The organism is Asticcacaulis aquihabitans, assembly GCF_032490435.1.
In the GTDB taxonomy this organism is placed as follows: Bacteria; Pseudomonadota; Alphaproteobacteria; order Caulobacterales; family Caulobacteraceae; genus Asticcacaulis.
Genome location: NZ_JAVGWM010000001.1, coordinates 511,543 through 531,472 on the forward strand (window position 1 = coordinate 511,543; position 19,930 = coordinate 531,472).

26 protein-coding genes and 1 pseudogene are annotated in these 19,930 nt (G+C 59.2%); 18 read left to right on the forward strand and 9 right to left on the reverse strand.

The annotated features are described in order from the left end of the window. The first annotated feature begins 1 nt into the window (after position 1). From RCJ00_RS02500 to RCJ00_RS02515, 4 genes are all read left to right on the forward strand, one after another. Positions 2-358 carry a proton-translocating transhydrogenase family protein gene (locus RCJ00_RS02500; protein ID WP_316220046.1) on the forward strand — a complete coding sequence of 119 codons (357 nt, stop codon included), beginning with the start codon at positions 2-4 and terminating at the stop codon, positions 356-358. Then, entirely contained in the window at positions 359-1,777 is a 1,419-nt protein-coding gene (locus tag RCJ00_RS02505) for an NAD(P)(+) transhydrogenase (Re/Si-specific) subunit beta (protein ID WP_316220047.1), read from the forward strand. A gap of 111 nt (positions 1,778-1,888) precedes the next feature. Next, on the forward strand, positions 1,889-2,587 hold the full coding sequence (locus tag RCJ00_RS02510; RefSeq protein WP_316220048.1) for a hypothetical protein: 699 nt from the start codon (positions 1,889-1,891) through the stop codon (positions 2,585-2,587). A gap of 55 nt (positions 2,588-2,642) precedes the next feature. After that, positions 2,643-3,377: a hypothetical protein gene (locus tag RCJ00_RS02515; protein WP_316220049.1), complete on the forward strand. Its 735-nt coding sequence runs from the start codon at positions 2,643-2,645 to the stop codon at positions 3,375-3,377. Between the two features lie 11 nt (positions 3,378-3,388). Here the strand turns inward: RCJ00_RS02515 and RCJ00_RS02520 are convergent, their stop codons facing one another. The 3 genes from RCJ00_RS02520 to rpsU form a co-directional block, all read right to left on the reverse strand. Next, positions 3,389-3,901 carry a hypothetical protein gene (locus RCJ00_RS02520; protein ID WP_316220050.1) on the reverse strand — a complete coding sequence of 171 codons (513 nt, stop codon included), beginning with the start codon at positions 3,899-3,901 and terminating at the stop codon, positions 3,389-3,391. Between the two features lie 87 nt (positions 3,902-3,988). Then, positions 3,989-4,390: an acyl-CoA thioesterase gene (locus RCJ00_RS02525; RefSeq protein ID WP_023457914.1), complete on the reverse strand. Its 402-nt coding sequence runs from the start codon at positions 4,388-4,390 to the stop codon at positions 3,989-3,991. A gap of 84 nt (positions 4,391-4,474) precedes the next feature. Beyond that, positions 4,475-4,711: a 30S ribosomal protein S21 gene (rpsU, locus tag RCJ00_RS02530; RefSeq protein ID WP_316220052.1), complete on the reverse strand. Its 237-nt coding sequence runs from the start codon at positions 4,709-4,711 to the stop codon at positions 4,475-4,477. A gap of 292 nt (positions 4,712-5,003) precedes the next feature. Here rpsU and RCJ00_RS02535 point away from each other — a divergent pair, with 292 nt between their 5' ends. Genes RCJ00_RS02535 through RCJ00_RS02545 form a run of 3 tightly spaced genes read left to right on the forward strand, consistent with a single transcriptional unit; the run spans position 5,004 to position 7,349 of the window. Next, positions 5,004-5,666, forward strand: a complete 663-nt coding sequence (locus RCJ00_RS02535; RefSeq protein WP_316220053.1) for a COQ9 family protein — start codon at positions 5,004-5,006, stop codon at positions 5,664-5,666. Next, positions 5,663-5,995: a hypothetical protein gene (locus tag RCJ00_RS02540; RefSeq protein ID WP_316220054.1), complete on the forward strand. Its 333-nt coding sequence runs from the start codon at positions 5,663-5,665 to the stop codon at positions 5,993-5,995. The genes RCJ00_RS02535 and RCJ00_RS02540 overlap by 4 nt, the downstream gene beginning before the upstream one ends. A gap of 43 nt (positions 5,996-6,038) precedes the next feature. Then, complete coding sequence (locus RCJ00_RS02545; RefSeq protein ID WP_316220055.1) at positions 6,039-7,349, forward strand: hypothetical protein; 1,311 nt, start codon at positions 6,039-6,041, stop codon at positions 7,347-7,349. An 81-nt stretch (positions 7,350-7,430) separates the two neighbouring features. Here RCJ00_RS02545 and RCJ00_RS02550 read toward each other — a convergent pair whose 3' ends face one another. The 3 genes from RCJ00_RS02550 to purE form a co-directional block, all read right to left on the reverse strand. Next, entirely contained in the window at positions 7,431-7,733 is a 303-nt protein-coding gene (locus tag RCJ00_RS02550) for a YciI family protein (RefSeq protein ID WP_316220056.1), read from the reverse strand. An 83-nt stretch (positions 7,734-7,816) separates the two neighbouring features. Beyond that, positions 7,817-8,896: a 5-(carboxyamino)imidazole ribonucleotide synthase gene (locus tag RCJ00_RS02555; protein ID WP_316220057.1), complete on the reverse strand. Its 1,080-nt coding sequence runs from the start codon at positions 8,894-8,896 to the stop codon at positions 7,817-7,819. Further along, complete coding sequence (gene purE / locus RCJ00_RS02560) at positions 8,896-9,387, reverse strand: 5-(carboxyamino)imidazole ribonucleotide mutase (RefSeq protein WP_316220058.1); 492 nt, start codon at positions 9,385-9,387, stop codon at positions 8,896-8,898. The genes RCJ00_RS02555 and purE overlap by 1 nt, the downstream gene beginning before the upstream one ends. Before the next feature lie 265 nt (positions 9,388-9,652). Here purE and RCJ00_RS02565 point away from each other — a divergent pair, with 265 nt between their 5' ends. Both RCJ00_RS02565 and RCJ00_RS02570 read left to right on the forward strand, forming a co-directional pair. Beyond that, on the forward strand, positions 9,653-10,588 hold the full coding sequence (locus RCJ00_RS02565) for a GGDEF domain-containing protein (protein WP_316220059.1): 936 nt from the start codon (positions 9,653-9,655) through the stop codon (positions 10,586-10,588). A gap of 14 nt (positions 10,589-10,602) precedes the next feature. Continuing rightward, positions 10,603-10,998, forward strand: a complete 396-nt coding sequence (locus RCJ00_RS02570; RefSeq protein WP_316220060.1) for a VOC family protein — start codon at positions 10,603-10,605, stop codon at positions 10,996-10,998. A gap of 115 nt (positions 10,999-11,113) precedes the next feature. Here RCJ00_RS02570 and RCJ00_RS02575 read toward each other — a convergent pair whose 3' ends face one another. Then, on the reverse strand, positions 11,114-12,280 hold the full coding sequence (locus tag RCJ00_RS02575) for a deoxyguanosinetriphosphate triphosphohydrolase (protein WP_411267525.1): 1,167 nt from the start codon (positions 12,278-12,280) through the stop codon (positions 11,114-11,116). A 119-nt stretch (positions 12,281-12,399) separates the two neighbouring features. Here RCJ00_RS02575 and RCJ00_RS02580 point away from each other — a divergent pair, with 119 nt between their 5' ends. The 6 genes from RCJ00_RS02580 (at position 12,400) to RCJ00_RS02605 (ending at position 16,268) form a co-directional block, all read left to right on the forward strand. Next, complete coding sequence (locus RCJ00_RS02580) at positions 12,400-12,729, forward strand: HesB/IscA family protein (protein WP_316220062.1); 330 nt, start codon at positions 12,400-12,402, stop codon at positions 12,727-12,729. 65 nt (positions 12,730-12,794) lie between these two features. After that, a complete protein-coding gene (gene xth, locus RCJ00_RS02585) occupies positions 12,795-13,589 on the forward strand; it encodes an exodeoxyribonuclease III (RefSeq protein ID WP_316220064.1) in 795 nt (264 codons plus the stop codon). Positions 13,590-13,641: 52 nt separating this feature from the next. After that, positions 13,642-14,346: a hypothetical protein gene (locus RCJ00_RS02590; RefSeq protein ID WP_316220065.1), complete on the forward strand. Its 705-nt coding sequence runs from the start codon at positions 13,642-13,644 to the stop codon at positions 14,344-14,346. A gap of 86 nt (positions 14,347-14,432) precedes the next feature. Further along, a complete protein-coding gene (locus RCJ00_RS02595; protein ID WP_316220066.1) occupies positions 14,433-15,158 on the forward strand; it encodes a hypothetical protein in 726 nt (241 codons plus the stop codon). Between the two features lie 66 nt (positions 15,159-15,224). Next, entirely contained in the window at positions 15,225-15,911 is a 687-nt protein-coding gene (locus RCJ00_RS02600; RefSeq protein WP_316220067.1) for an NnrU family protein, read from the forward strand. 234 nt (positions 15,912-16,145) lie between these two features. Then, positions 16,146-16,268, forward strand: coding sequence for a hypothetical protein (locus RCJ00_RS02605; protein WP_316220069.1), 123 nt, complete (start codon positions 16,146-16,148; stop codon positions 16,266-16,268). Between the two features lie 34 nt (positions 16,269-16,302). Here RCJ00_RS02605 and RCJ00_RS02610 read toward each other — a convergent pair whose 3' ends face one another. After that, positions 16,303-17,244: a Gfo/Idh/MocA family protein gene (locus RCJ00_RS02610; RefSeq protein ID WP_316220071.1), complete on the reverse strand. Its 942-nt coding sequence runs from the start codon at positions 17,242-17,244 to the stop codon at positions 16,303-16,305. 167 nt (positions 17,245-17,411) lie between these two features. Here RCJ00_RS02610 and RCJ00_RS02615 point away from each other — a divergent pair, with 167 nt between their 5' ends. The 3 genes and pseudogenes from RCJ00_RS02615 (at position 17,412) to RCJ00_RS02625 (ending at position 18,968) form a co-directional block, all read left to right on the forward strand. Then, a complete protein-coding gene (locus RCJ00_RS02615) occupies positions 17,412-18,317 on the forward strand; it encodes a cobalamin biosynthesis protein CbiG (RefSeq protein WP_316220072.1) in 906 nt (301 codons plus the stop codon). After that, a pseudogene (locus RCJ00_RS02620) lies at positions 18,310-18,638 on the forward strand (YnfA family protein). The gene RCJ00_RS02615 and the pseudogene RCJ00_RS02620 overlap by 8 nt, the downstream one beginning before the upstream one ends. 33 nt (positions 18,639-18,671) lie before the next feature. Beyond that, positions 18,672-18,968 carry a DUF1330 domain-containing protein gene (locus RCJ00_RS02625; protein ID WP_316220073.1) on the forward strand — a complete coding sequence of 99 codons (297 nt, stop codon included), beginning with the start codon at positions 18,672-18,674 and terminating at the stop codon, positions 18,966-18,968. 106 nt (positions 18,969-19,074) lie between these two features. Here the strand turns inward: RCJ00_RS02625 and RCJ00_RS02630 are convergent, their stop codons facing one another. Continuing rightward, entirely contained in the window at positions 19,075-19,839 is a 765-nt protein-coding gene (locus RCJ00_RS02630) for an SDR family NAD(P)-dependent oxidoreductase (RefSeq protein WP_316220074.1), read from the reverse strand. Between the last annotated feature and the right edge of the window lie 91 nt (positions 19,840-19,930).

Consider the following 19,930-nt stretch of genomic DNA (forward strand, 5'->3'; position numbering starts at 1 on the left):
CATGGAAGCCGTAGATCCCACCCTCTTCCGTCTGGCCATTTTCGTTCTGGCCATCTTCGTCGGCTACTACGTCGTTTGGAGCGTGACGCCTGCCCTGCATACGCCGCTCATGGCCGTCACCAACGCCATCTCCTCCGTCATCATTGTCGGCGCCCTGATCGCCGCCGCGGCGACGGCTAACGGTGGCGGCCTGTCATGGGTATCGAAGGGTGCCGGCGGTATTGCGTCGGCACTGGCCGCCGTCAACATCTTCGGCGGTTTCATGGTCACGCGCCGCATGCTGGCCATGTACAAGAAGAAAGAAAAGAAGCCCTCAAGCAGTGATGCGGTCGGGCAAACGAAAGACGGGGGCAAGTAAATGGATTTCGCCAATATTTCCGCCCTCGCCTATCTGGTTTCAGGCGTATTGTTCATACTGGCCCTGCGCGGGCTCTCCTCACCGGAGACCTCACGGAAGGGTAATCTCTATGGCATGATCGGCATGGCCATCGCGGTCGGCGTGACCCTGCTGTCGCTGTTCTTCAAGGGGACACTCGATCCCGTCACCATCGTGATCATCCTGTGCGGCATAGCCGTCGGCGGCATAGCCGGCATGACGATCGCCAACAAGGTTTCCATGACCTCCATGCCGCAACTTGTGGCGGCCTTCCACTCCCTGGTCGGCATGGCGGCCTGTATGGTCGCTGTCGGCGCCCTATACGCCCCTCAGGCGTTCGGGATTGATGACGGCGCCGGCGGCTTGAAAACCCAGAGCCTGATCGAACTGTCGCTCGGCTGCGCCATCGGTGCCATTACTTTCACCGGTTCTGTCATCGCCTTCGCCAAGCTCAACGGCAATATGTCGGGGGCGCCGATCATCCTGCCCGCCCGTCATTTGATCAACATCGCGCTGGGTGTGGCGCTCGTCGCGCTGATCGTCGTGCTGATTGTTACGCACGGCCTGGCCACCTGGGCCTTCTGGGCCATCTTCGCGATTGCTTTGGTGCTCGGCGTGACACTCATCATCCCCATCGGGGGCGCCGACATGCCCGTCGTCGTGTCCATGCTCAACTCATATTCCGGTTGGGCAGCGGCGGCGCTGGGCTTCACGTTGGAAAACATCGCCCTGATTATCACTGGCGCCCTGGTCGGTTCATCGGGGGCCATCTTGAGCTACATCATGTGCAAGGGCATGAATCGGAACTTCTTCAGCGTTATCATGGGCGGGTTCGGTGGCGACACGACCGCAACGGCTGGTGGCCACGTCGAGACACGCCCGGTCAAGCAGGGATCGGCCGACGATGCTGCCTTCATCATGAAGAACGCCTCAAAGGTCATCATCGTCCCCGGCTATGGCATGGCTGTCGCCCAGGCGCAGCACGCCCTGCGCGAAATGGCCGACAAGCTGAAGGAGGAAGGCGTCGAGGTAAAGTACGCCATCCACCCGGTTGCGGGCCGCATGCCCGGTCACATGAACGTCCTGCTGGCCGAAGCCAATGTGCCATATGATGAAGTCTTTGAACTGGAGGACATCAACTCCGAGTTCTCGACCGCCGATGTGGCCTTCGTGATCGGCGCCAATGATGTCACCAATCCGGCGGCCAAGACCGACCCGACCTCGGCGATCTTCGGCATGCCGATCCTCGATGTCGAAAAGGCGCAGACTGTGCTTTTTGTTAAGCGCGGCATGAGTTCCGGCTATGCCGGCGTGGAAAACGAACTGTTTTTCCGCGATAACACCATGATGCTGTTCGCCGATGCCAAGAAGATGGTCGAAGGCATAGTCAAGGCGTTGTAACCCTATTCGGACATGCAAACCGGTTTATGGCGCAACGGACCACCGTTGCGCCATAAATTTTGCACAATCCATGGTCAATGATCCCAGTCATCACATCTGGGGACCTTGATCATGCACCGTCGTAAATTTGCCGCCGTCCTGGCGGCCGCCATAGCCCTATCCACTGCCGGCGGCGTAAGCGCCGCGCCCGTCGAGACAAAAACCCTTCCGGCTGAAAACCTCTTCCCGTTTCTGCGCAACTATTATGCGCTGCCGGCGGCTGAACGCACACAGTTTCATCTTGGCTACGCGCTCAGGGTACAAGGCGCCCGGCCCGATCAGATCAACCTAACCCTCCAGGATGGTGCAAATAAAATTCGTATGGTCCCCGATGCGCAAGGCTACCTCTCCCCCATGCCGACTGACGCTCAGCTAAAGGCAAAGGCCAAGCTGAGTTTATCCCGGCCCGCCGATGCCAAATGCAGCATATCTCTGGAGGTGCTGCCAAATCAGTCACCGGCGCAAAGCATGGAGGCCAAGCCCCTTGCTCTGGCGGTCAGCCAGGCCCATACCGGTTCGAAAAAGCTGGCTGGCCTGCTGGCCATGGCCATGCCGACGCTCGACCGCGTCAATATTCTGGGCGTCACCTCGGGCGAGGTGAAACTGGCCAACGGGACGACCCGTCCCTTGCCCTTTACCCCCGCCTCGACGAGTAAAACAGGTGGCCATTATCCGGCCCACCTGACCTTTGTGCCCGCGGATATGCCAGGCGCCGTTGCCCTGACATTCAATGGTGTACCGACGCGGCTGCTGATCGGTTCCAAGGATTAGGCGCGTTCAGCCGCCATTCAGGCTTAACTTTTTATAGTGCGGCACGTTATGATAAATGATCATAACAAAATCGGTGATGATGATGTCCAAGCTGTTGAATATTTTGTCGAAACCCACAGCCTTCGTGCTGGCCGCAGGTTTGCTTACGGCACCGGCCTTGCCTCAGGCTGTAATGGCTCAGACGACGACCCAAAAGATCGCCGCCTCTGACGCCTTTCCGGGTTTGCAAAAATTTCTGTCCCTGCCATCGGGCGAACGCAGCCAGGTCAATGTCTATTACGTGCTGCGCATCAAGAAGTGCGATAGCTCTCAGGTTCGCTTGACCCTGACTTCCGGCGGAACGACGACCCCACTAACCATCGCCGGTGACGGCCGGGTGACGCCGTTGCCCAACGCTGCGCAGCTTAGCAACGGCACGGTCAATATTTCAGGCCCATCCACCTGTGTCGTCGGCCCGAAGGTGAAGGTGTTCTCAACCCAGGGGCTGAAAACGGAATATGACGCTGCCGGCCTGGCGACCGGCATCAAACAGGGGAATGCCGCCATGACCAAGATTGCCGGCGTCATGGCCGTTGCCCTGCCCAAACTGGATCGCGTGCATTTTATCGGCGGCGGCGAAGCTGTGGCGGAATTCGCCAACGGCCAGAAGAAGCCCCTGCCCAGGACGGGCAACAATGGCGAATACCCGGCTGGAACCCCCTATTTCGTTCCGTCCCAAATGGGGGGTGCAGTCAAGATACACTTGAGCAGCACACCGCGCGCGGTGATGTTCGACAATCCGCCGAAATAGAGAACCTTAAATCACCCCTGGATCTGGGCCTGCTGGGTCTTTACGGCCTTCTGCGCCGTCACATACATACCCAGCCAGCCGCCAGCGAAGGCGCATATCCCGACAATCAGCGGGCAGGCCACGAACAACGTCGTGGTGCTGGGGAGGTGAAGCAGATCTATCCAGAAATAGGCAGTCAGCAATATGCCGGTAATCCAGGCAGGGAACTGGCCGATCTTCCCCATGACAGTGGCAAAATACCCCCCGCCCAGGGCACCCACGGCCCAGGTCACGGGGATGATGATAAAGACCTGACCAGAGACGGTTTTCATCAGTTCGGCACGTTCGGCGGCCTCGACCATATACAGACCCGGCGGGAAGGGAAATAACTGGTCAAGCACGTACTTGGCGATGGTATAGACCAGCATACCAAGGAGAAGACCCGACAATACGACAAGCGTGACAACGAGTACCTGACGCGTTTTGGCGTCATCCCATTCGCTCAGCCATTCCTGGAAACGTTCGACAAACGATGACTTCGCCATGACAACACCCCTGTTTATGACACATTGATGTCCCGTCCGGGGCATCCGGTCAACGCCTCATTGTTAACACATTGTAACTTGTCTTGGCTAGCCCTGCACGGGACGGGGCCGTCCCATGTCGTCGATCGCCACAAAGGTAAAGATTCCCTCGGTCACACGCGTCTTTTCCTCACCCTCGCGCGGGCGGCGATAGGCATCGACCTTCATCTTCATCGACGTGCGTCCCACCGAAACCAGCTTGGCATAGACGGTCACCTCGTCGCCAACCTGGACAGGGGTGAGGAAGACCATGCCGTCCACGGCAATTGTGGCCACGCGCCCCTTGGATACGCGGGCAGCGATATTGCCGGCGGCCAAGTCCATCTGAGACATCAGCCAGCCGCCGAAAATGTCGCCGGACGGATTGGTGTCGGCAGGCATGGCGGTGGTCAGTATTCCGAGATCGGCGGGATCAGGCAGTTCTGAATGATCGTGAGGGCTTTTGGCCATGTCGTTTCGTCCCGTAAAAGAAAAGGCGCTGAAAGCCATTGCCTTCAGCGCCTTGAACTCTGTCGCACCTGACGGCGCGGAGGCTTACGCCTTGGCGGCGCGGGTCGGCGCAGCGATGCCGCCCTCGCGCTGAATGCGCTTGCGGGCCAGCTTACGGGCGCGGCGAACGGCTTCCGCCTGCTGACGGGCGCGCTTTTCGGAGGGCTTTTCGTAATGTACGTGACGCTTCATTTCGCGGAAGGAGCCTTCACGCTGCATCTTCTTTTTCAGGGCCTTCAGCGCCTGGTCAACATTGTTGTCACGGACGAAAATCTGTACCAAAAGGTATCTCTCCATTCAGGGTTCAGGGGCCGAAGAGGTGTCGCCAGAAACTCCGGCAGCCTTCCCATCAGCCAATTGCGGAAAAAGAAACTTGTGCCCGCAAACGAAAGCCTGCGGGAAGATCGGACATGCCCATACATGAGGTCTTAGGACATGTCCAGACAAACCAAGCCTGAAAAGGGATTTTTGCTGATATTTTATGCGGTCTGCGACATTTTGCTGCCGGCAAATCCGCCATAAATCGCTGGTTGCCCCCTTGGCGCGGCCCACGCGAACGCCTATTGTAAGCGCCATGAGCCATCCTGATCCCCTGTCTGGACTAAAAGCCGCTGAATCCCGCCTGGCACAGGCGGTTTCGGCCTATATTCCGAGCTTGGGCGTGAACCGGCAGTCCCTCGAAGCCGGCGTGCGCGTCCTGGGCCTGAGCGAAGGGGAACGCGACCTCATCGCTCCGCACGGCGCCGCCGACATTGCCGCCATTCTGTGGCGCGAATATGATTCGGTTCTGTTGAGCGCGGAGACGGCTGACCGGCTCTCGGGCATGAAGGTCAGGGAAAAAATAGGCTACCTTATCAATCTGCGCCTGGATACAGGGGCGGCTGACGAGAAACTGGCCACGCGGCTGATGGGCTTCTTTGCCCTTCCCGTCCATGCGGCTCTCTATCATCGCCTTCTGTGGCAGACCGCCGACACCATTTGGCGACTGGCCGGCGACACGGCGCTCGATGAAAATCACTATTCGAAGCGCCTCATCGTCTCCGGCATCCTGACGACGGCGATGATGAGCCGCCTGTCACGCGGCCGTGACGCACAAGTGGAACAGGTTAATCGCAATATCGAACAGGTCATGGCCTATGAAAAATTCAAGGCCAAGCTACCCGTAAAACCTGAAGAGGTTCTTCTGAACGTCGCGAAGTCGCTCGGCCGCCTGCGCTTCCGGAATGCGGCGGCATGACATTTCTGCGCGCCCTGCTGATCTGTGCATGGGCTTTGATGTCACTGACCGCGACGGCTGCCCCATCTGCGGCGGCGACCACCGCAAAAGCCGCTGAGATGCCCTGCCACAATATGGCAGACGGTGGACGCGACATGCCCGCCCCCTCACCGATCAAGGGCACTCCCATGGTCATGCCGTGCTGCAGCCAGCCGGTTCTGGCTGCAGCCCCGGCCCCGGTGCCACTCCTACGCCGGCCCCTCCTGTCGCTTCGTCTGAGGCCCGCCATTGCCGCACCCCTCATTGGCCTGCCCGTTCGCCTGGAGCCCCGCCCGCCGAAATTTGCTTGATGGTCTGAACCCTTTTCCCATCATTCAATTTTAGGAGACAGCAATGTCCCACTCCAAGACCGCGACCGCGTTGACGGCGGCGCTTTTCACCCTGGCTGGCGTCCCAGCGTTCGCCCAGGACCACAACGCGCATGCAGATCACGCCCAAGAAAAGCACGATAAAGAAAAGCACGCTCAAGAAAATCAGGCTCAAGACATGTCCGGGATGGACATGTCCGGGATGGACATGTCGGGCATGGATATGTCCAAAATGGACCATTCGCAAATGGACATGACGCCGAAATCAGGATGGACGGTCATGCACCACACCGTACTGAACTTCGTCGCCGATAATCAGGAAGGGCCACGCGGCGGATCAAAGTCGTTTGTCGCTGGCATGACCATGATCATGGCGTCACGCGCGCTTAATGACCGCACCGATCTTGATCTCGACTTGATGCTGTCGCCCGACGCCTTCATGGGCAAGGGCGGGTACCCGTTGCTGCTGCAAACGGGCGAAACAGCGGATGGCGTGCATCATCTGGTCGATGCTCAACATCCGCACGACCTGTTCATGGCGATGACCGCCAAGGTCACTCGCCGGTTTTCGGACGATGCTAAAGGCTTCGTCGTGGTCGGCTGGCCCGGCGATGCAGGCTTCGGTCCGCAAGCCTTCATGCATCGGCCGTCGGGTGAAAATTTCCCGCTGGCGCCCATAACCCACCACTGGTTCGATTCCGGACACATCACCATGGGGGTCGTAACCGCCGGCATGTCACAGGGGCCGTTACAGGTCGAAGTGTCGCAATTCACCGGTCGGGAACCGGATCAATACCGGTTCAATCTGGACCGTCCGCATCTCGATTCGACCGCCATCCGACTGACCTGGACGCTAAACGATCGCCTCTCTGCCCAGGCGTCCTGGGCCCACCAGGTCAGTCCGGAACAATTGCATCCGCAGGAGGATATTAATCGCCAATCCCTGAGCCTGGCCTATGCCGGACCGCGTCTGGCGTCGACCCTCGCCTGGGGCCGCAAGGAGGCCACCGATGGCTCGGAGAAGCCTAGCGACGCCTGGTTGGTAGAAAACACCTATCGCTTTAATGACAAATGGACGGCGCTTGGACGGTATGAGCGAGTCTACAACACCGAACTGGTTGACGGCGCCTATTGGGTGGCCAAGACGGAAATCGGCGCCATTCGCACCTTCCGGATCAATGAGGCTGTGACACTGGGGCTTGGCGTAACGCGCCAGTTCAATACGGTGCCAGAGGCGTTGAAGCCCATTTATGGCGACCATCCGAACGGCACGGTGGGCTTCTTGCAACTCAAGATCAATCCCGTGACAGGGGGGATGTCTGGTATGCGAATGTAAATAAAAAGTCCCGCCGAAACCCAAGTTTCGGCGGGGCTGATATTATCGATCCATCCCAATATTATAGATGGTTCAGAGACTTTAGGCCGCAGCTTCAGCCTTTGCCTTAAGGGCTTCGAGGCCAGTGGCAGTCGAGGTGATATTGACCTCGGAAATGGTGTAATCGGATACGCCATTCACGTGGAACGGGTCTGCGCGCAGCATGGCTTCAACCTCATTGCGGTCACCATTGGCGAAAATCATCCCGCCCGTGCGCGGAACACGGCGGCCGGCAGCCAGGAACAAGCCCTTGGCATAGCCGTCCTTCAACCACGCCATGTGGCCTTCGAGATAGCGATCGACTTCGTCATTGGGGACCTTGTAGGTCAGGGTTACGATGAACATATGACTTTTCCTTAAGAACTTGACTGTTCTTTGCGCTTATTTTGCCTCAAAATCAATTCGCAAGTGCGAGATTAACCCTGATTTCAGACAGATTTGATGCGATTGATATGGCCCATCTTGCGGCCCGGACGCGGATCGTCCTTGCCGTAGACATAGAGCCTTGAAGCCGGTTCGGCAGACAAATCGGGCCAGGCCAGAATGTCCGCCCCCAGAAGATTGGTCATCTCTATGGTGCACCGGGCGGAAGTATCCCCCAATGGCCAGCCGGCGACGGCGCGAATATGCTGTTCGAACTGGTCGCACCAGCAGCCGTCCTGAGTCCAGTGGCCGGAATTATGGACCCGCGGCGCAATTTCATTGAGCAGCAACGCATCGCCGTCGAGCACAAAAAGCTCCACAGCCAAAACACCTACATAATCAAGGCCTTCCAAAACCGCTTTGGCGATATCATGCGCCTCGGCGCTGACGGCCGGCGACACATTGGCGGGTGCCAGGGTGGTCGACAAAATGCCGCCCACGTGATGGTTTTCACCGATCGGAAACGTCTTGACCTGTCCGTCCCAGCCCCGCGCCGCGACGACGGAAATTTCACGCGTGAAACTGGCCTTCGCTTCCAGGATGGATGGCCGCCCATTCAGGCTGTCATAGGCGGCAGGCGCCTCGTCCAGACTGCGGATCCACACCTGCCCCTTGCCGTCATAGCCTTCGCGGCGAGTCTTCAGAAGCGCGGGCAGACCGGATTGCCGCAGCGCGGCATAAAGATCGTCCAGACTGTCCACCGGATAAAAATCGACCGTGCCGATTCCATGGTCCCGTGCGAAGCTTTTTTCCAGCACGCGGTCCTGTGTGATGCGCAAGGCCTTGGACGACGGGGCGACCACCGCGCCTTTACCGGTCAGGTAATCGAGGCTGGACGCCGGCACATTCTCAAATTCAAAGGTGATGACGTCGCAGCTTTCGGCCAGACGGGCCAGGACGGCTTCATCGGTATAGGCCGCCACCTTGGAGGCCAACGATACTTGCGCCGCCGGACTTTCCTTGTCAGGTCCAAAAATGACGACCTTGAAGCCGAGCCGCGACGCGGCCTGGCTCAACATGCGGCCAAGCTGACCATCGCCCAATATGCCGATCGTCGCGCCCAGCGACAGAGGGGACTTCAGCATCAATCTTCTACCGTATCGGGAACACTGTCGGTCTGCGACTGGCGCAGAGCTTCGATGCGCTCAGCCAGCGCCGGATCGGCCAGGGCCAGGATCTGCGCCGCCAAAAGGCCGGCATTCTTGGCGCCCGCCTCGCCGACTGCCAAGGTGCCCACGGGGACCCCGCCCGGCATCTGGACGATGGACAGAAGAGAGTCGATCCCCTTCAACCCGTCGCGCACCGGCACCGGTACACCAAGGACCGGCAGGGTGGTCATGGAAGCGGTCATGCCCGGCAAGTGCGCTGCGCCGCCAGCACCGGCGATGATGACCTTGTAACCCGCCGCCTTCGCACCCGTAGCGAACTCATAAAGACGCTGCGGCGTACGATGGGCCGAGACGACACGGGACGTATAGGCGACGCCCAGTTGATCCAGCGCCGCAGCGGCGGCTTTCATCACCCCCCAGTCGGAGCGCGATCCCATGATGATGGCGATGGGGGGCGTGTCGGTCATTCAGTCGTCCTGAAAGGGCTGTTTTGGAAAGGCGCGGAGTATAGTCGGAAGTGACCGCACTGCAAGCCTTGAGTCCACACCGCGTCATTAACCGCGTTCCCTACAATCTACCCCCGAAAAACGCCACATTTCCCCACCATAAAAGATATATGCCCCACAGAAATGGCATGGGATTGTGCCCTCGTGTGCATTGCACCCGTCACACTTCCGTGCTTTGATCAGAGGCTAGATGAAGACCGCACAGATAATCAGACTATCGGACCGAATGGGACTGGATTCACACCTTCAAAAGCTGGACTCCGCATCGGAAAACGACCTGCAAGCCTTTGATGAGGCGGCGGGAAAGCCTGCGCGCGCCACAACGGCATCGATGCAGAGTCTGCTGGCCCAATATTTCGAGTCACAAGCTTTCGACAACCGGCACTTCGAGCCCAACACGGTCCACGCCCTCAGCGATCCGCAGAGTGAAACGCGCGCCATCAAGCCGGAGGACCTGATCGAGACCCTGCATGTGTCGGAAGCTGCCTTCGTGCCGCTGACGCCTGCGGCCCAGCCTCCCAAAATCGAGTCCCCCAAGGCCGAGCCCCTCCCCCATTCCCCGTCCTCCCTTATCGCCCAGGCCGATTGGTCGGCATCGGCGCGCGAGCTTATCGATTCGCTGATGAAGGAGACGGAGCGCCTGAATGCGCAGGTGGAGCAACTCACCCTGCAACTTCAGGCCGCCCAGGGCCAGGCAGACAACGACGTCCTCACGCCGACCCTCAATCGCCGTGCCTTTCTGCGCGAGGTGCACCGGTGCATGGCCGATTGCCGCCGTTATGGCGAAGAGGCCTGCCTGATCTTCCTGGATATGGACGGTTTCAAAAGCATCAATGACAGCTACGGCCACGCCGCCGGTGACGCCGCACTCATCTATGTCGCGGAAACACTGAATAACAGCGTGCGCGAAGGCGACAGCGTCGGGCGTATGGGCGGCGATGAATTCGCCATACTCCTGCGTCACGCCGACCTCAAATCGTCACGTATCAAGGCGATGAAGCTGGAAGCCGAATTGATGATGGGCACATTCGAACATGCCGGCCTGTACCTGAAGGCTGGTGGATCGTTCGGCGTGCGCGCCTATGCGGCTCAGGCCTCGGCCGAGGCCTGGGTAAGCGAGGCCGACGCGGCCATGTTCCTGGCCAAGAAGGCCAGCCGCTAGAACAGCCGCCCACCATGCCTCAGCATATTGCCGCCCTCGCCCTGCTCGTCCCGGATTACGACGAAGCGATCGCACATTACGTTGACGGCCTGGGCTTTGAGCTGATCGAAGACACCGACATGGGCGGCGGAAAGCGCTGGGTGCTCGTGGCGCCAATGGGTGGCCAGACACGCCTGTTACTGGCGCGCGCCACCAAGCCGGAACAGGTGGCGCAAATCGGGCACCAGGCCGGCGGGCGGGTCTTTCTCATTCTCCACACCGATGACTTCGCCCGCGATCACCGGCGCTTTTCGGACGCCGGCGTGACCTTTACCGAAGCGCCCCGCCATGAGCCCTACGGCACCGTGGCGGTCTTCCGCGACCGGTTCGGCAATCTGTGGGACCTTTTGCAACCGGCCCAAAGCACATGAACGCCGATCTTATCTAGAGCATTTTCCGATCATGCTGGATCGAACAAACGCTCTAGATTTTTGTTTTGACGCACTTTTTGATCCGAAAAGTGCGTCACACTTTTCGGAAAGTGCTCTAATTGCCGAAGCTAAACAAGCGGCGCTGTTCATCGATAGCGAAGGCGTCGGTCATTCCCGCAATATAGTCGCAAATGACGCGCGCGCGCGCCGTCTCGCTGTCCTTTGAACAGACGCGCTGATACCAGTCGGTCGGCAGGGTGTCGGGCTCGGTCATGAACAGGCTGAACATTTCCTGCAAGGTCCGCTTGGCATGCGACCGCGTGCGGTTCAATTTGTAATGCTTGTACATGCGGTCGAACAGAAAGCCACGCAGGCGCGACAGGTCGTCATAAACGCCCTTGGAAAATGAAACCATCGGCCGCTTGGCCACACGCACATCTTCGGCGGTTTCAATACCGTCCGCGGCCAATCGCCGGGCGGTTTCCGCCAGCACGTCCGTCATCATGACGCCGATCATCCGGCGCACGCCTTCCAACCGCCACATCCGCGTATCGATAAGCGGCCAGTCCTTGCGCACAGAATGCAAGGCCGGACCGATCAGGGGCACGTCCAGCAGATCCTGGATCGTGAACAGTTCGGCGCGCAGGCCGTCGTCGACATCATGATTGTTGTAGGCAATATCGTCGGCAATAGCCGCGCACTGCGCCTCCAGAGAGGCAAAGGTGTCCAGGCGCAAATCCCACTGCGCGTTAAAATCCACGATGGATTTCCACGATGGTTCGGTCATGCGATGGCTGACCGGGCCGTTGTGCTTGACGATACCTTCAAGGGTTTCCCAAGTCAGGTTCAGGCCGTCGAACGCCGGATACCGCACCTCCAGCCGCGTTATGACGCGGAAGGTCTGAACATTATGGTCGAAACCACCCCACGGCGCCATGCAGGCGTGGAGCTGATCCTCGCCGGCGTGGCCGAACGGCGGGTGACCCAGATCGTGCGACAAGGCAATGGTCTCGGCCAGGTCTTCATCGAGCGCCAGCGAATGGGCCAGTGACCGGGCGATTTGCGCCACTTCGAGAGAATGGGTAAGACGGGTTCGGAAATAGTCGCCTTCATTGGCAACGAAGACCTGTGTCTTGCCCTTCAGCCGGCGGAAGGCCGTCGAATGGATGATACGGTCGCGGTCGCGGGCATAGGCGGTACGTGTCGCGCTGTCCGCCTCCGCATGCAGGCGCCCCAGGCTTTTTTCGACGTCGCAGGCAAAAGAGGCCAGTTGTTTCACGATGTATCTCCAGTCTTGGCCCCGTCGCTAAACTGATTTTCCTAAAAAATCGCCCATTTTTCTGACCAGGGGGCTGATTTTATAACCGAATGCGCCCATATTCAGCAGGCAAGAGAGAGACCATGAGCCATAACATCACCCTTACCGCTGCTGCAGCGAAACACCTGAACCGTCTCAGCGCTGAGGCCGGTCATCCCGTCATGTTGCGGGTCATGGTCGAAGGTGGCGGCTGCTCGGGCTTTCAATATGTCCTAGACCTTACCGATACGCCGAACGATGACGAAAGCCGGATCAGTTTTGATGGCGCGACCGCTCTGGTCGATGAGGTGTCCGCGCCGCTGATGGCCGGCTCCATGATTGACTATGTCGAAGAGTTGGTTGGTTCTCAGTTCAAGATTCTTAACCCGCTGGCCGTCGCATCGTGTGGCTGCGGCACCAGCTTCTCCATCTAATCTAGTCGTCTCACCATTTGGCAAAGCGCTTGCCCGAATCCGGTCGGCGGCCTAAACATCGGGCTATGAAACTCGCGACCTGGAATGTGAACTCCGTCAATGCCCGCCTGCCGCTCCTGTTGGAATGGTTTCGCGAAGCCCAGCCCGACGTGTGCGGCTTGCAGGAAATCAAATGCATAGACGAGAAGTTTCCCGTCGAAGCCTTTGAATCGCTTGGCTATAACTGCGCCGTCCACGGCCAGAAAAGCTATAACGGCGTCGCCATCGTGTCCAAATATCCAATGAGCGACGTGCAGCGTGGGCTCGACGATGATGTTGACGATCATTCCCGCTATATCGAGGCGGTGATCGAAGCGCCCGAGCCCATCCGCTTCGGTTGCATCTATCTGCCGAACGGAAATCCCATTCAGACGGACAAATATGCCTATAAGCTGCGCTGGCTGGAACGGCTGCGTGCCCGGGCGCAATACCTTTTGACACTTGAGGAAATGACCGTTTTGACGGGGGATTTCAATATTATCCCGACGAAAGCTGATCTGTGGAAAGAAGGTCCGTGGCTGGATGATGCCCTCTATCAACCGGCTGTCCGCGCCGCCTATCAGGGCCTGAAAAATCTTGGCTACACCGACGCCTTCGAAGCCGTCCAGCCGGAAGGCAACCGCTATACCTTCTGGGACTATCAGGCGGGCGCGTGGCAAAAGAACGAAGGCATTCGCATCGATCACCACCTGCTGTCCCCTCAGGCCGCCGACCGCCTCATCGATCTGGTTATCCACAAAGATACGCGCGGCCAGACCCACGATGAAGCCAAACCGTCCGACCACGTGCCGGTCGTCATTGAATTGACTACAAAATCTTAACCGCTTCGCGTGTATTAAAGGTTTCATTAGTCATAAATCAGGGCGCTATCCGATGGCCCATGCCGCCCGTATCTTGTTATATTTTCTGTTCGCCGGTATCGGCCTGACCTTGATCGCGTCCGGCCTGATGTGGTGGTTCGAAGCCTCGCGCCGGTTGGCGCGTGCGCTCAATTCGGCATTGGGCAAGGCAGCCGACGCCGTAATTTATGATCTGGACGGCCACAAAGCGGCGGGGCTTGATTTCACCGCCGGCGATCTGGCGATCATGTGGGAAACCGGCGCGCAAGGGCTCGTCTTTGCCTTCGACGAGATCGAAGGGGCCGAGCTGATCGTTGATGAACGCGTCGTCGCCCGCGCCCAGAAAGGCGAAAGCCGGCGTGTTCTTAATGAAACTCATGCCCAAGCGTCACGCGTTACCCTGCGCCTCATGTTCAACGATGTCGAAACACCGGAGTTCGAGGTCAACCTGTTCGGCCAGGTCAGCCACAATCCCATTCATGCCCAGACGGCGGCCGAAGCTGTCCGGCTGGGACGTAAATGGTTGTCGCATATCGACGCGGTGATCAAACGCCTACCGGCCACGCCCTCTCCCTACTCGCCCCCCGATCCGACGGAAGACAGCGCCCCCGTCGCCGTGGCCCAAACCGCGCCGCGCGCAGCTAAACCGGCGCCCAAACCGGCATCGGTTCCCCCACCGTGGGAAGACGATGACGGCTACGATGACCAAAACGACACGTATAATGACGAAAAGCATTAGGGCGACGTGTTAATATCTTAACGCCGGACTGAATCCGTGGTTAACTTGTTGTTTGTAATACCGACACCAAGCCTGGATACCCGCCTTTGCCGACATATTTGCCGACAATCGTCATTCTTTCAGCCGCCGTACTGGCCATACTGGTCGTACTGTACCGCCTCTACGACTCCCGCGTCGAACAACCCAAGAAGCTTGAGGACGAACTGCGCGAAGGCCTGACCGACGCCGATGGCCGCCGGTACAAGGCCGACGTCATGGCGCTTGAGCCGGTCCGCAAGGCAGCGGCCGCCAGTTCGTACGAAGGCAACCGGGTGATCATCGTGCGCAATTTCGGCAAGGTGCCGCACAAGCCCTACACCATGCATGAATTGCTGGGCATAGAGGTCTTCGTCGATGACCGGGTCGTCGGCCGGGTCGTGCGCGGCGGACCGGTGAAGTTGCTCGACGATATCGCGCCCGTGGTCAACCGTGTGACCATGCGGCTGATCTTCGATGATCCCGCCGACCCTGATTTTGAACTGGTCATGTGGGACCCGCACGACAACCTGACCGCACGCGCCGAAGGTCCGCGCGCCGCCATGAACAATGCGCGCAAATGGTTCTACCACGTCGAAGCCGTCCTGCGCCGCACGGCGACATCCCCGGCACCCAAACCCGCGCCCGTCAGCGGCCCGCCGCCCGCTCCTGCCCCCCTGCCTCAGGTAGCAGCTGCGCCCATCCTGCCGCCCGCGACACCGCCGTCGTCGCCCCCTGCCCCCCCGAAGCAGACCGAAGGCGACGTGCTGAACGCACCACTAATCCCCTATATTTGATCATTTTTCATCCCGCCGCGCAGATCGCTGTGCTAGTCCTGTAAGCGACTCGCCCCGGAGACAACCATGTGGACCCTGGCTCTTGCCTGCGCCTTCTTCCTATTCATCCATCTGCTGATCAGCGGTACGACGATGAAGGAACAGATTATCGGCCGGATTGGCGGCGTCGCCTATTACATCCTGTTCTCATTGCTCTCGATCGGCGGCTTGATTTGGATGGGGATCGCCTTTGCCATGGCGCTGGGCGACCCGATGAATGTGGTTTTGTGGAAGTCGGGCACCTTCCTGCGCGTCATCGGCCTGCTCGGTAATTTTCTGGCTTTCCTGCTAGTGGTTGTCGGTTTGACGACGCCCTCTCCAACCAACCTCCTGGCCCTGCGCCAGTTACCGGATAAGACCGTGTACGGCATTGTCCGCGTATCGCGCCATCCGATCCTGGCCGGTATCGGCATCTGGGCGGCGACGCACCTGATCACCAATGGTAATCTGGCCGCCTGGATATTTTTCGGGTCCATGCTGGCCCTGACCGCTTTGGGCGCCAATAATATCGACCGTAAGCGGCTGGCTCTCATGGGGGACGTCTATGCGTCGATCAAGCGCCGCACCTCGATCGTGCCCTTCGTGGCGATTATCGAAGGCCGGACCGCCTTTGCGCCGGAAGAACTGGGCGTCGCGCGCATGCTTCTGGCGGTATCGATGTTTTCGGCGATTGCTGCACTGCACGAACTCTTGTTCACGGCACGCGCGATTTAACACAATCAAAAATAGATCAATCACGCACCGGCGATAATTTTAGCGTGCCGAAAGCAGACAGGCGGAAATTTGGCTAATTTTCCGTTGATCTTATCACAATTGTTTGAACAAATAGGCCTATGCAGTAGCGCTTGGGTCGTTGCGACCTGAATAATTCAGGTGGGTGGGTTCACGTCGGTTATGAAAGTCTCAGCTTTCACGTTGTTGTTGTTTTTCATATCCGTGGCCTTGGTCATGGCTAGCCTGGTCGGCTATTTCGGCATCGCACCCCAATTACGCGAATACCATTATTGGCTCATGACAGGCGGGTTCGCCGTTTTAGCCCTCGGCATTATCTTCAAGGGGCAGCCGCAGTAAAGTCCGCGGCCGGCCCCCTCTTTAAGCCGACAGCTTAGGCGGGCGCGACGTCTTCATCTATCGCCAAAGCCAATTCCAGCGCCTTCAAAGCCGCCTGGCCGGTGCACAACGGCGCGGCGCGCGTTCCACGAACGCAATCCAGAAAACGGAAGACACTGGTCCCAAGCGGGTCCTTGGCGATGGCGGCCTCAGCGAAATCCGGATTGAGAGCGAACGGCGTGTTGTTTTCAAATTTGCGGTTCAGCAGGTCGATGAACACTTCGCCGCTCGGGTAAACGATACGCATGGTGCGTTCGCGTTCGGCTGCCATACGTGACGCCTTGAAGACCGCCTTCATGCCATTTTCAAAATCAACGTCGGCCGTCACCTCATCCGCGCCGACAGCGCGGTAGCCGTCCTCACGGCGATAGTTGGCCTTAGCCGTCAGCCCGCCAGCGCCAACGCCAGCCAAAGTCAGGGCCAGATCGAGATCGTGGATCATGAGATCGAGCACAACGGAGACATCGAGATTACGCGTCGAGGCCGTCCCATTGCGCACCGCTTCGAGGCGCACAGGAATTTCGGGTACATCATAGAGCCCCATGGCTTCGAACACCGCCCGTTCCTGATGGCCGCACGCCAGCACAAGGTTGGCGGCACGGGCGCGCTCGACCATGGCCTGGCCGTCGTCTTCAGAAATGGCCAGAGGTTTTTCGGTATAGACATGCACACCGGCATCCAGCGCTTTCAGTGCGACGCCGGCATGAGCAAAGGCGGGGGTGGCGATGGTCACCGCATCGATGCTGGCCAGAAAATCCGCCAGTTCATCGCCGCCGAAGGCCTTTACGCCGTGGGGCGCCGCCGCAGCTTCGGCCCGCGCCTTGTCGATATCGTAGATTCCGACAAATTCGACATCCTGTGCCTGCGTGTACTTATTGGCGTGGTACCCGCCGAATACGCCCGCTCCGGCTACGCCCACTCGCAATATGCTGGCCATGGTCCCTCACCTGTCACCAAAATCTCTGCGGGTATGGGCTTAACCCGTTTCGAGGCAAAAAAGGAATACACATTACGGACATAAATTGTGCAAAGCGTCATAATCCGCTTTTTCCCATGGCCCAAAGGGGCTAAAAGCAGCGGCACTTGTGACTATGGAGATCTCCCGTGAACCGATTGTTTGGCGCCTATGTGATCGTCGATTACAGCGCCGCCGAAGGCAAGAAGACCGGCGAATCCTCGGTATGGATTGGCGTGATGAAGCGCGACATCCGCTTCCGCCTGTCCTATCAGTCGCATAACCCAGCAACGCGCGCCGAAGCCGCAACGCTTTTGCGCACGCTTCTGGCTGACTTGCGTAAACGCGGCGACCGCGTGCTGGTTGGCGTCGATTTCGCGTTGGGCTTCCCGCGCGGCACGGCGGCGCGCCTGCAACTAAAGACGGCGGATTGGCGCGGCATGTGGGATTTCCTGGCCAAGAATATCGTCGACAAGCCGGATAACAAGAATAACCGGTTCCAGGTGGCGGCGAAGATGAACCGCCTGATGACCGACGAAGCCTATCCGTTCTGGGGCTGCCCCAAGAGCGACGCGCAGAAATGGCTATCGACGCTCAAACCGGACTCGTTCGGCGATTTCCCTGAATTGCGCCTGACGGAACAGGAAACCCTGAAGCTGCGTAAGGCCGCTCACTCCAAAAGTCTGTGGCAAATGCACGGTGCGGGCGTAGTTGGCGGACAATCGATGCTGGGTATCACTGCGGTCAAATCGCTGGCGGAATCGCTAGGCGAACAGGCGCAGGTGTGGCCCTTCCAGACCGGGTTCAACACGCTTACCGAAGAGAGCGTGGCGGGCCTGTCGACCGTCATCGCCGAAATCTATTCGCCACTATATGAAGGTGCTGCGGAATCCGGCGAAGTCAAGGACGCGACCGGCGTGCGACTGACCGCCACGGCCCTTGCCGAAGCGGACGACAAGGGGCAACTCGGCGCCCTGTTCGCCGGCCCCAAGGGCCTGAGCGAGGCGGACACCGCCATTGCCGCCACCGAAGAAGGCTGGATGCTCGGTGTTTAAATCGCTGGCGGTCTATATTCTGGCCGCCATCGCCGAAATCGCCGGCTGCTATAGCCTGTGGGCCGTACTCAAACTCAAGCAGTCACCTGCTTGGCTGATACCGGGCGCGCTCAGCCTGTGCGCGTTTGCGTGCTTCTGACGCTCATTGATACCCCAGCGGCGGGCCGCGCCTATGCGGCTTACGGCGCCATCTACATAGCCGCATCGCTTGGCTGGATGTGGCTGATCGAAAAACGGCCACCCGATCTATGGGACGGCGCGGGGTTGATCCTGTGCCTGGCCGGTTCGGCGACCATCCTTTTTGCACCGCGCTCGGCATAGAGCCATCGCAGCACATACCTCAGGAGTGGTAACATGACCGCATACGTCATCATGATCAGGGACCGGATGATCGATCCGGCGGAAATGGCTATCTACGCCGAATTGGCCCGCAAGGCGCGCGGCGACACACCACCCCGGCAGTTGGCTTTTTATGGGCCGCATGAAACCCTGGAAGGCGAGGATGCCGACGGCATCGTCATTCTGGAATTCGACGATATGGACGCTGCGCGACGCTGGCATGGCTCCCCTGCCTATCAGGCCGCCATGCAGCACCGACACCGGGCTGCCGACTATCGCGTACTGCTGGTAGACGGCGTAAAGCCAGCCTAGAGCGCTATCCGAAAAGTGTGACGCACTTTTCGGATCAAAAAGCGTGTAAAAACAAAAATTAGAGCGCCGATCTGATGCCGTCAGATCGGAACACGCTCTAAGGCGATCAGGCTGGCATTAATTGCCCGCCGTTGATGTGCACGATCTGGCCGGTGACATAGGCGCTCATGCTGTTCGACGCCAGGAAGACGATGGCCCCAACACACTCTTCCGGCGTCCCGATCCGCTGCATGGGTATGGAACTACGCATGGCCTCCATGCGATCGGCAGGCGTCAGATCGTGAAATGGCGTTGCGATAACGCCCGGCGCAATGGCATTGACACGGATGTTGAGCTTGGCGAGATCGCTGGCCATATGACGCGTGACATTGTACACGAAGGCCTTGGCCCCGGCATACAATCCCGAACCGGGTCCGCCGCCGTTGTTACCGGCAATCGAGCCCAGGTTGACAATAGCCCCGCCGCCGCGCGCCTGCATGTGCGGTACCGCCGCCTGACTGCCTTCGATGACGGACCGAACATTGAGGTTCATAACCCGCTCATAGAGAGCGGCATCCCAATCGAGAAACAGGGTCCGGGTCATCAGCGATCCGGCATTGTTGACCAATATATCCAAACCGCCCAGTTTACGCGCGGCGGCATCGACCAAGGGTCCGGCGTTTGCAGGCGTCATCAGATCGGCCTGCATCAGGTGCGCTTCACCGCCATCGGCGGAAATCAGGTCCACCACTTTTTGCGCTTCGGCTTCGCTGGCGTTGTAGTGGACGACCACCCTGGCACCGAGACGCGCAAATCCCTTGGCCGCGGCGGCGCCTATGCCCGTGCTGGCGCCCGTAATCAGCACACATTTTCCCTGTAGATCATCAAGCATCTCGCACATCCTCACCATATTGCGGGTCAAAAGCACCTCCCAGGCCCTCAGACGCCCTCGACGTGTCTTAGATTGTCACCCTTATGAAGCC

What these genes read in the sequence shown, in the direction of transcription:
- RCJ00_RS02625 (WP_316220073.1), top strand. Translation starts at nt 18,672, where the DNA reads ATGACCGCATACGTCATCATGATCAGGGACCGGATGATCGATCCGGCG.
- xth (WP_316220064.1), top strand. Translation starts at nt 12,795, where the DNA reads ATGAAACTCGCGACCTGGAATGTGAACTCCGTCAATGCCCGCCTGCCG.
- RCJ00_RS02570 (WP_316220060.1), top strand. Translation starts at nt 10,603, where the DNA reads ATGCCTCAGCATATTGCCGCCCTCGCCCTGCTCGTCCCGGATTACGAC.
- RCJ00_RS02500 (WP_316220046.1), top strand. Translation starts at nt 2, where the DNA reads ATGGAAGCCGTAGATCCCACCCTCTTCCGTCTGGCCATTTTCGTTCTG.
- RCJ00_RS02505 (WP_316220047.1), top strand. Translation starts at nt 359, where the DNA reads ATGGATTTCGCCAATATTTCCGCCCTCGCCTATCTGGTTTCAGGCGTA.
- purE (WP_316220058.1), bottom strand. Translation starts at nt 9,387, where the DNA reads ATGACCGACACGCCCCCCATCGCCATCATCATGGGATCGCGCTCCGAC.
- RCJ00_RS02525 (WP_023457914.1), bottom strand. Translation starts at nt 4,390, where the DNA reads ATGGCCAAAAGCCCTCACGATCATTCAGAACTGCCTGATCCCGCCGAT.
- RCJ00_RS02580 (WP_316220062.1), top strand. Translation starts at nt 12,400, where the DNA reads ATGAGCCATAACATCACCCTTACCGCTGCTGCAGCGAAACACCTGAAC.
- RCJ00_RS02610 (WP_316220071.1), bottom strand. Translation starts at nt 17,244, where the DNA reads ATGGCCAGCATATTGCGAGTGGGCGTAGCCGGAGCGGGCGTATTCGGC.
- RCJ00_RS02565 (WP_316220059.1), top strand. Translation starts at nt 9,653, where the DNA reads ATGGGACTGGATTCACACCTTCAAAAGCTGGACTCCGCATCGGAAAAC.
- RCJ00_RS02520 (WP_316220050.1), bottom strand. Translation starts at nt 3,901, where the DNA reads ATGGCGAAGTCATCGTTTGTCGAACGTTTCCAGGAATGGCTGAGCGAA.
- RCJ00_RS02590 (WP_316220065.1), top strand. Translation starts at nt 13,642, where the DNA reads ATGGCCCATGCCGCCCGTATCTTGTTATATTTTCTGTTCGCCGGTATC.
- RCJ00_RS02545 (WP_316220055.1), top strand. Translation starts at nt 6,039, where the DNA reads ATGTCCCACTCCAAGACCGCGACCGCGTTGACGGCGGCGCTTTTCACC.
- RCJ00_RS02515 (WP_316220049.1), top strand. Translation starts at nt 2,643, where the DNA reads ATGATCATAACAAAATCGGTGATGATGATGTCCAAGCTGTTGAATATT.
- RCJ00_RS02605 (WP_316220069.1), top strand. Translation starts at nt 16,146, where the DNA reads ATGGCTAGCCTGGTCGGCTATTTCGGCATCGCACCCCAATTACGCGAA.
- RCJ00_RS02510 (WP_316220048.1), top strand. Translation starts at nt 1,889, where the DNA reads ATGCACCGTCGTAAATTTGCCGCCGTCCTGGCGGCCGCCATAGCCCTA.
- RCJ00_RS02550 (WP_316220056.1), bottom strand. Translation starts at nt 7,733, where the DNA reads ATGTTCATCGTAACCCTGACCTACAAGGTCCCCAATGACGAAGTCGAT.
- RCJ00_RS02600 (WP_316220067.1), top strand. Translation starts at nt 15,225, where the DNA reads ATGTGGACCCTGGCTCTTGCCTGCGCCTTCTTCCTATTCATCCATCTG.
- RCJ00_RS02540 (WP_316220054.1), top strand. Translation starts at nt 5,663, where the DNA reads ATGACATTTCTGCGCGCCCTGCTGATCTGTGCATGGGCTTTGATGTCA.
- RCJ00_RS02555 (WP_316220057.1), bottom strand. Translation starts at nt 8,896, where the DNA reads ATGCTGAAGTCCCCTCTGTCGCTGGGCGCGACGATCGGCATATTGGGC.
- RCJ00_RS02535 (WP_316220053.1), top strand. Translation starts at nt 5,004, where the DNA reads ATGAGCCATCCTGATCCCCTGTCTGGACTAAAAGCCGCTGAATCCCGC.
- RCJ00_RS02630 (WP_316220074.1), bottom strand. Translation starts at nt 19,839, where the DNA reads ATGCTTGATGATCTACAGGGAAAATGTGTGCTGATTACGGGCGCCAGC.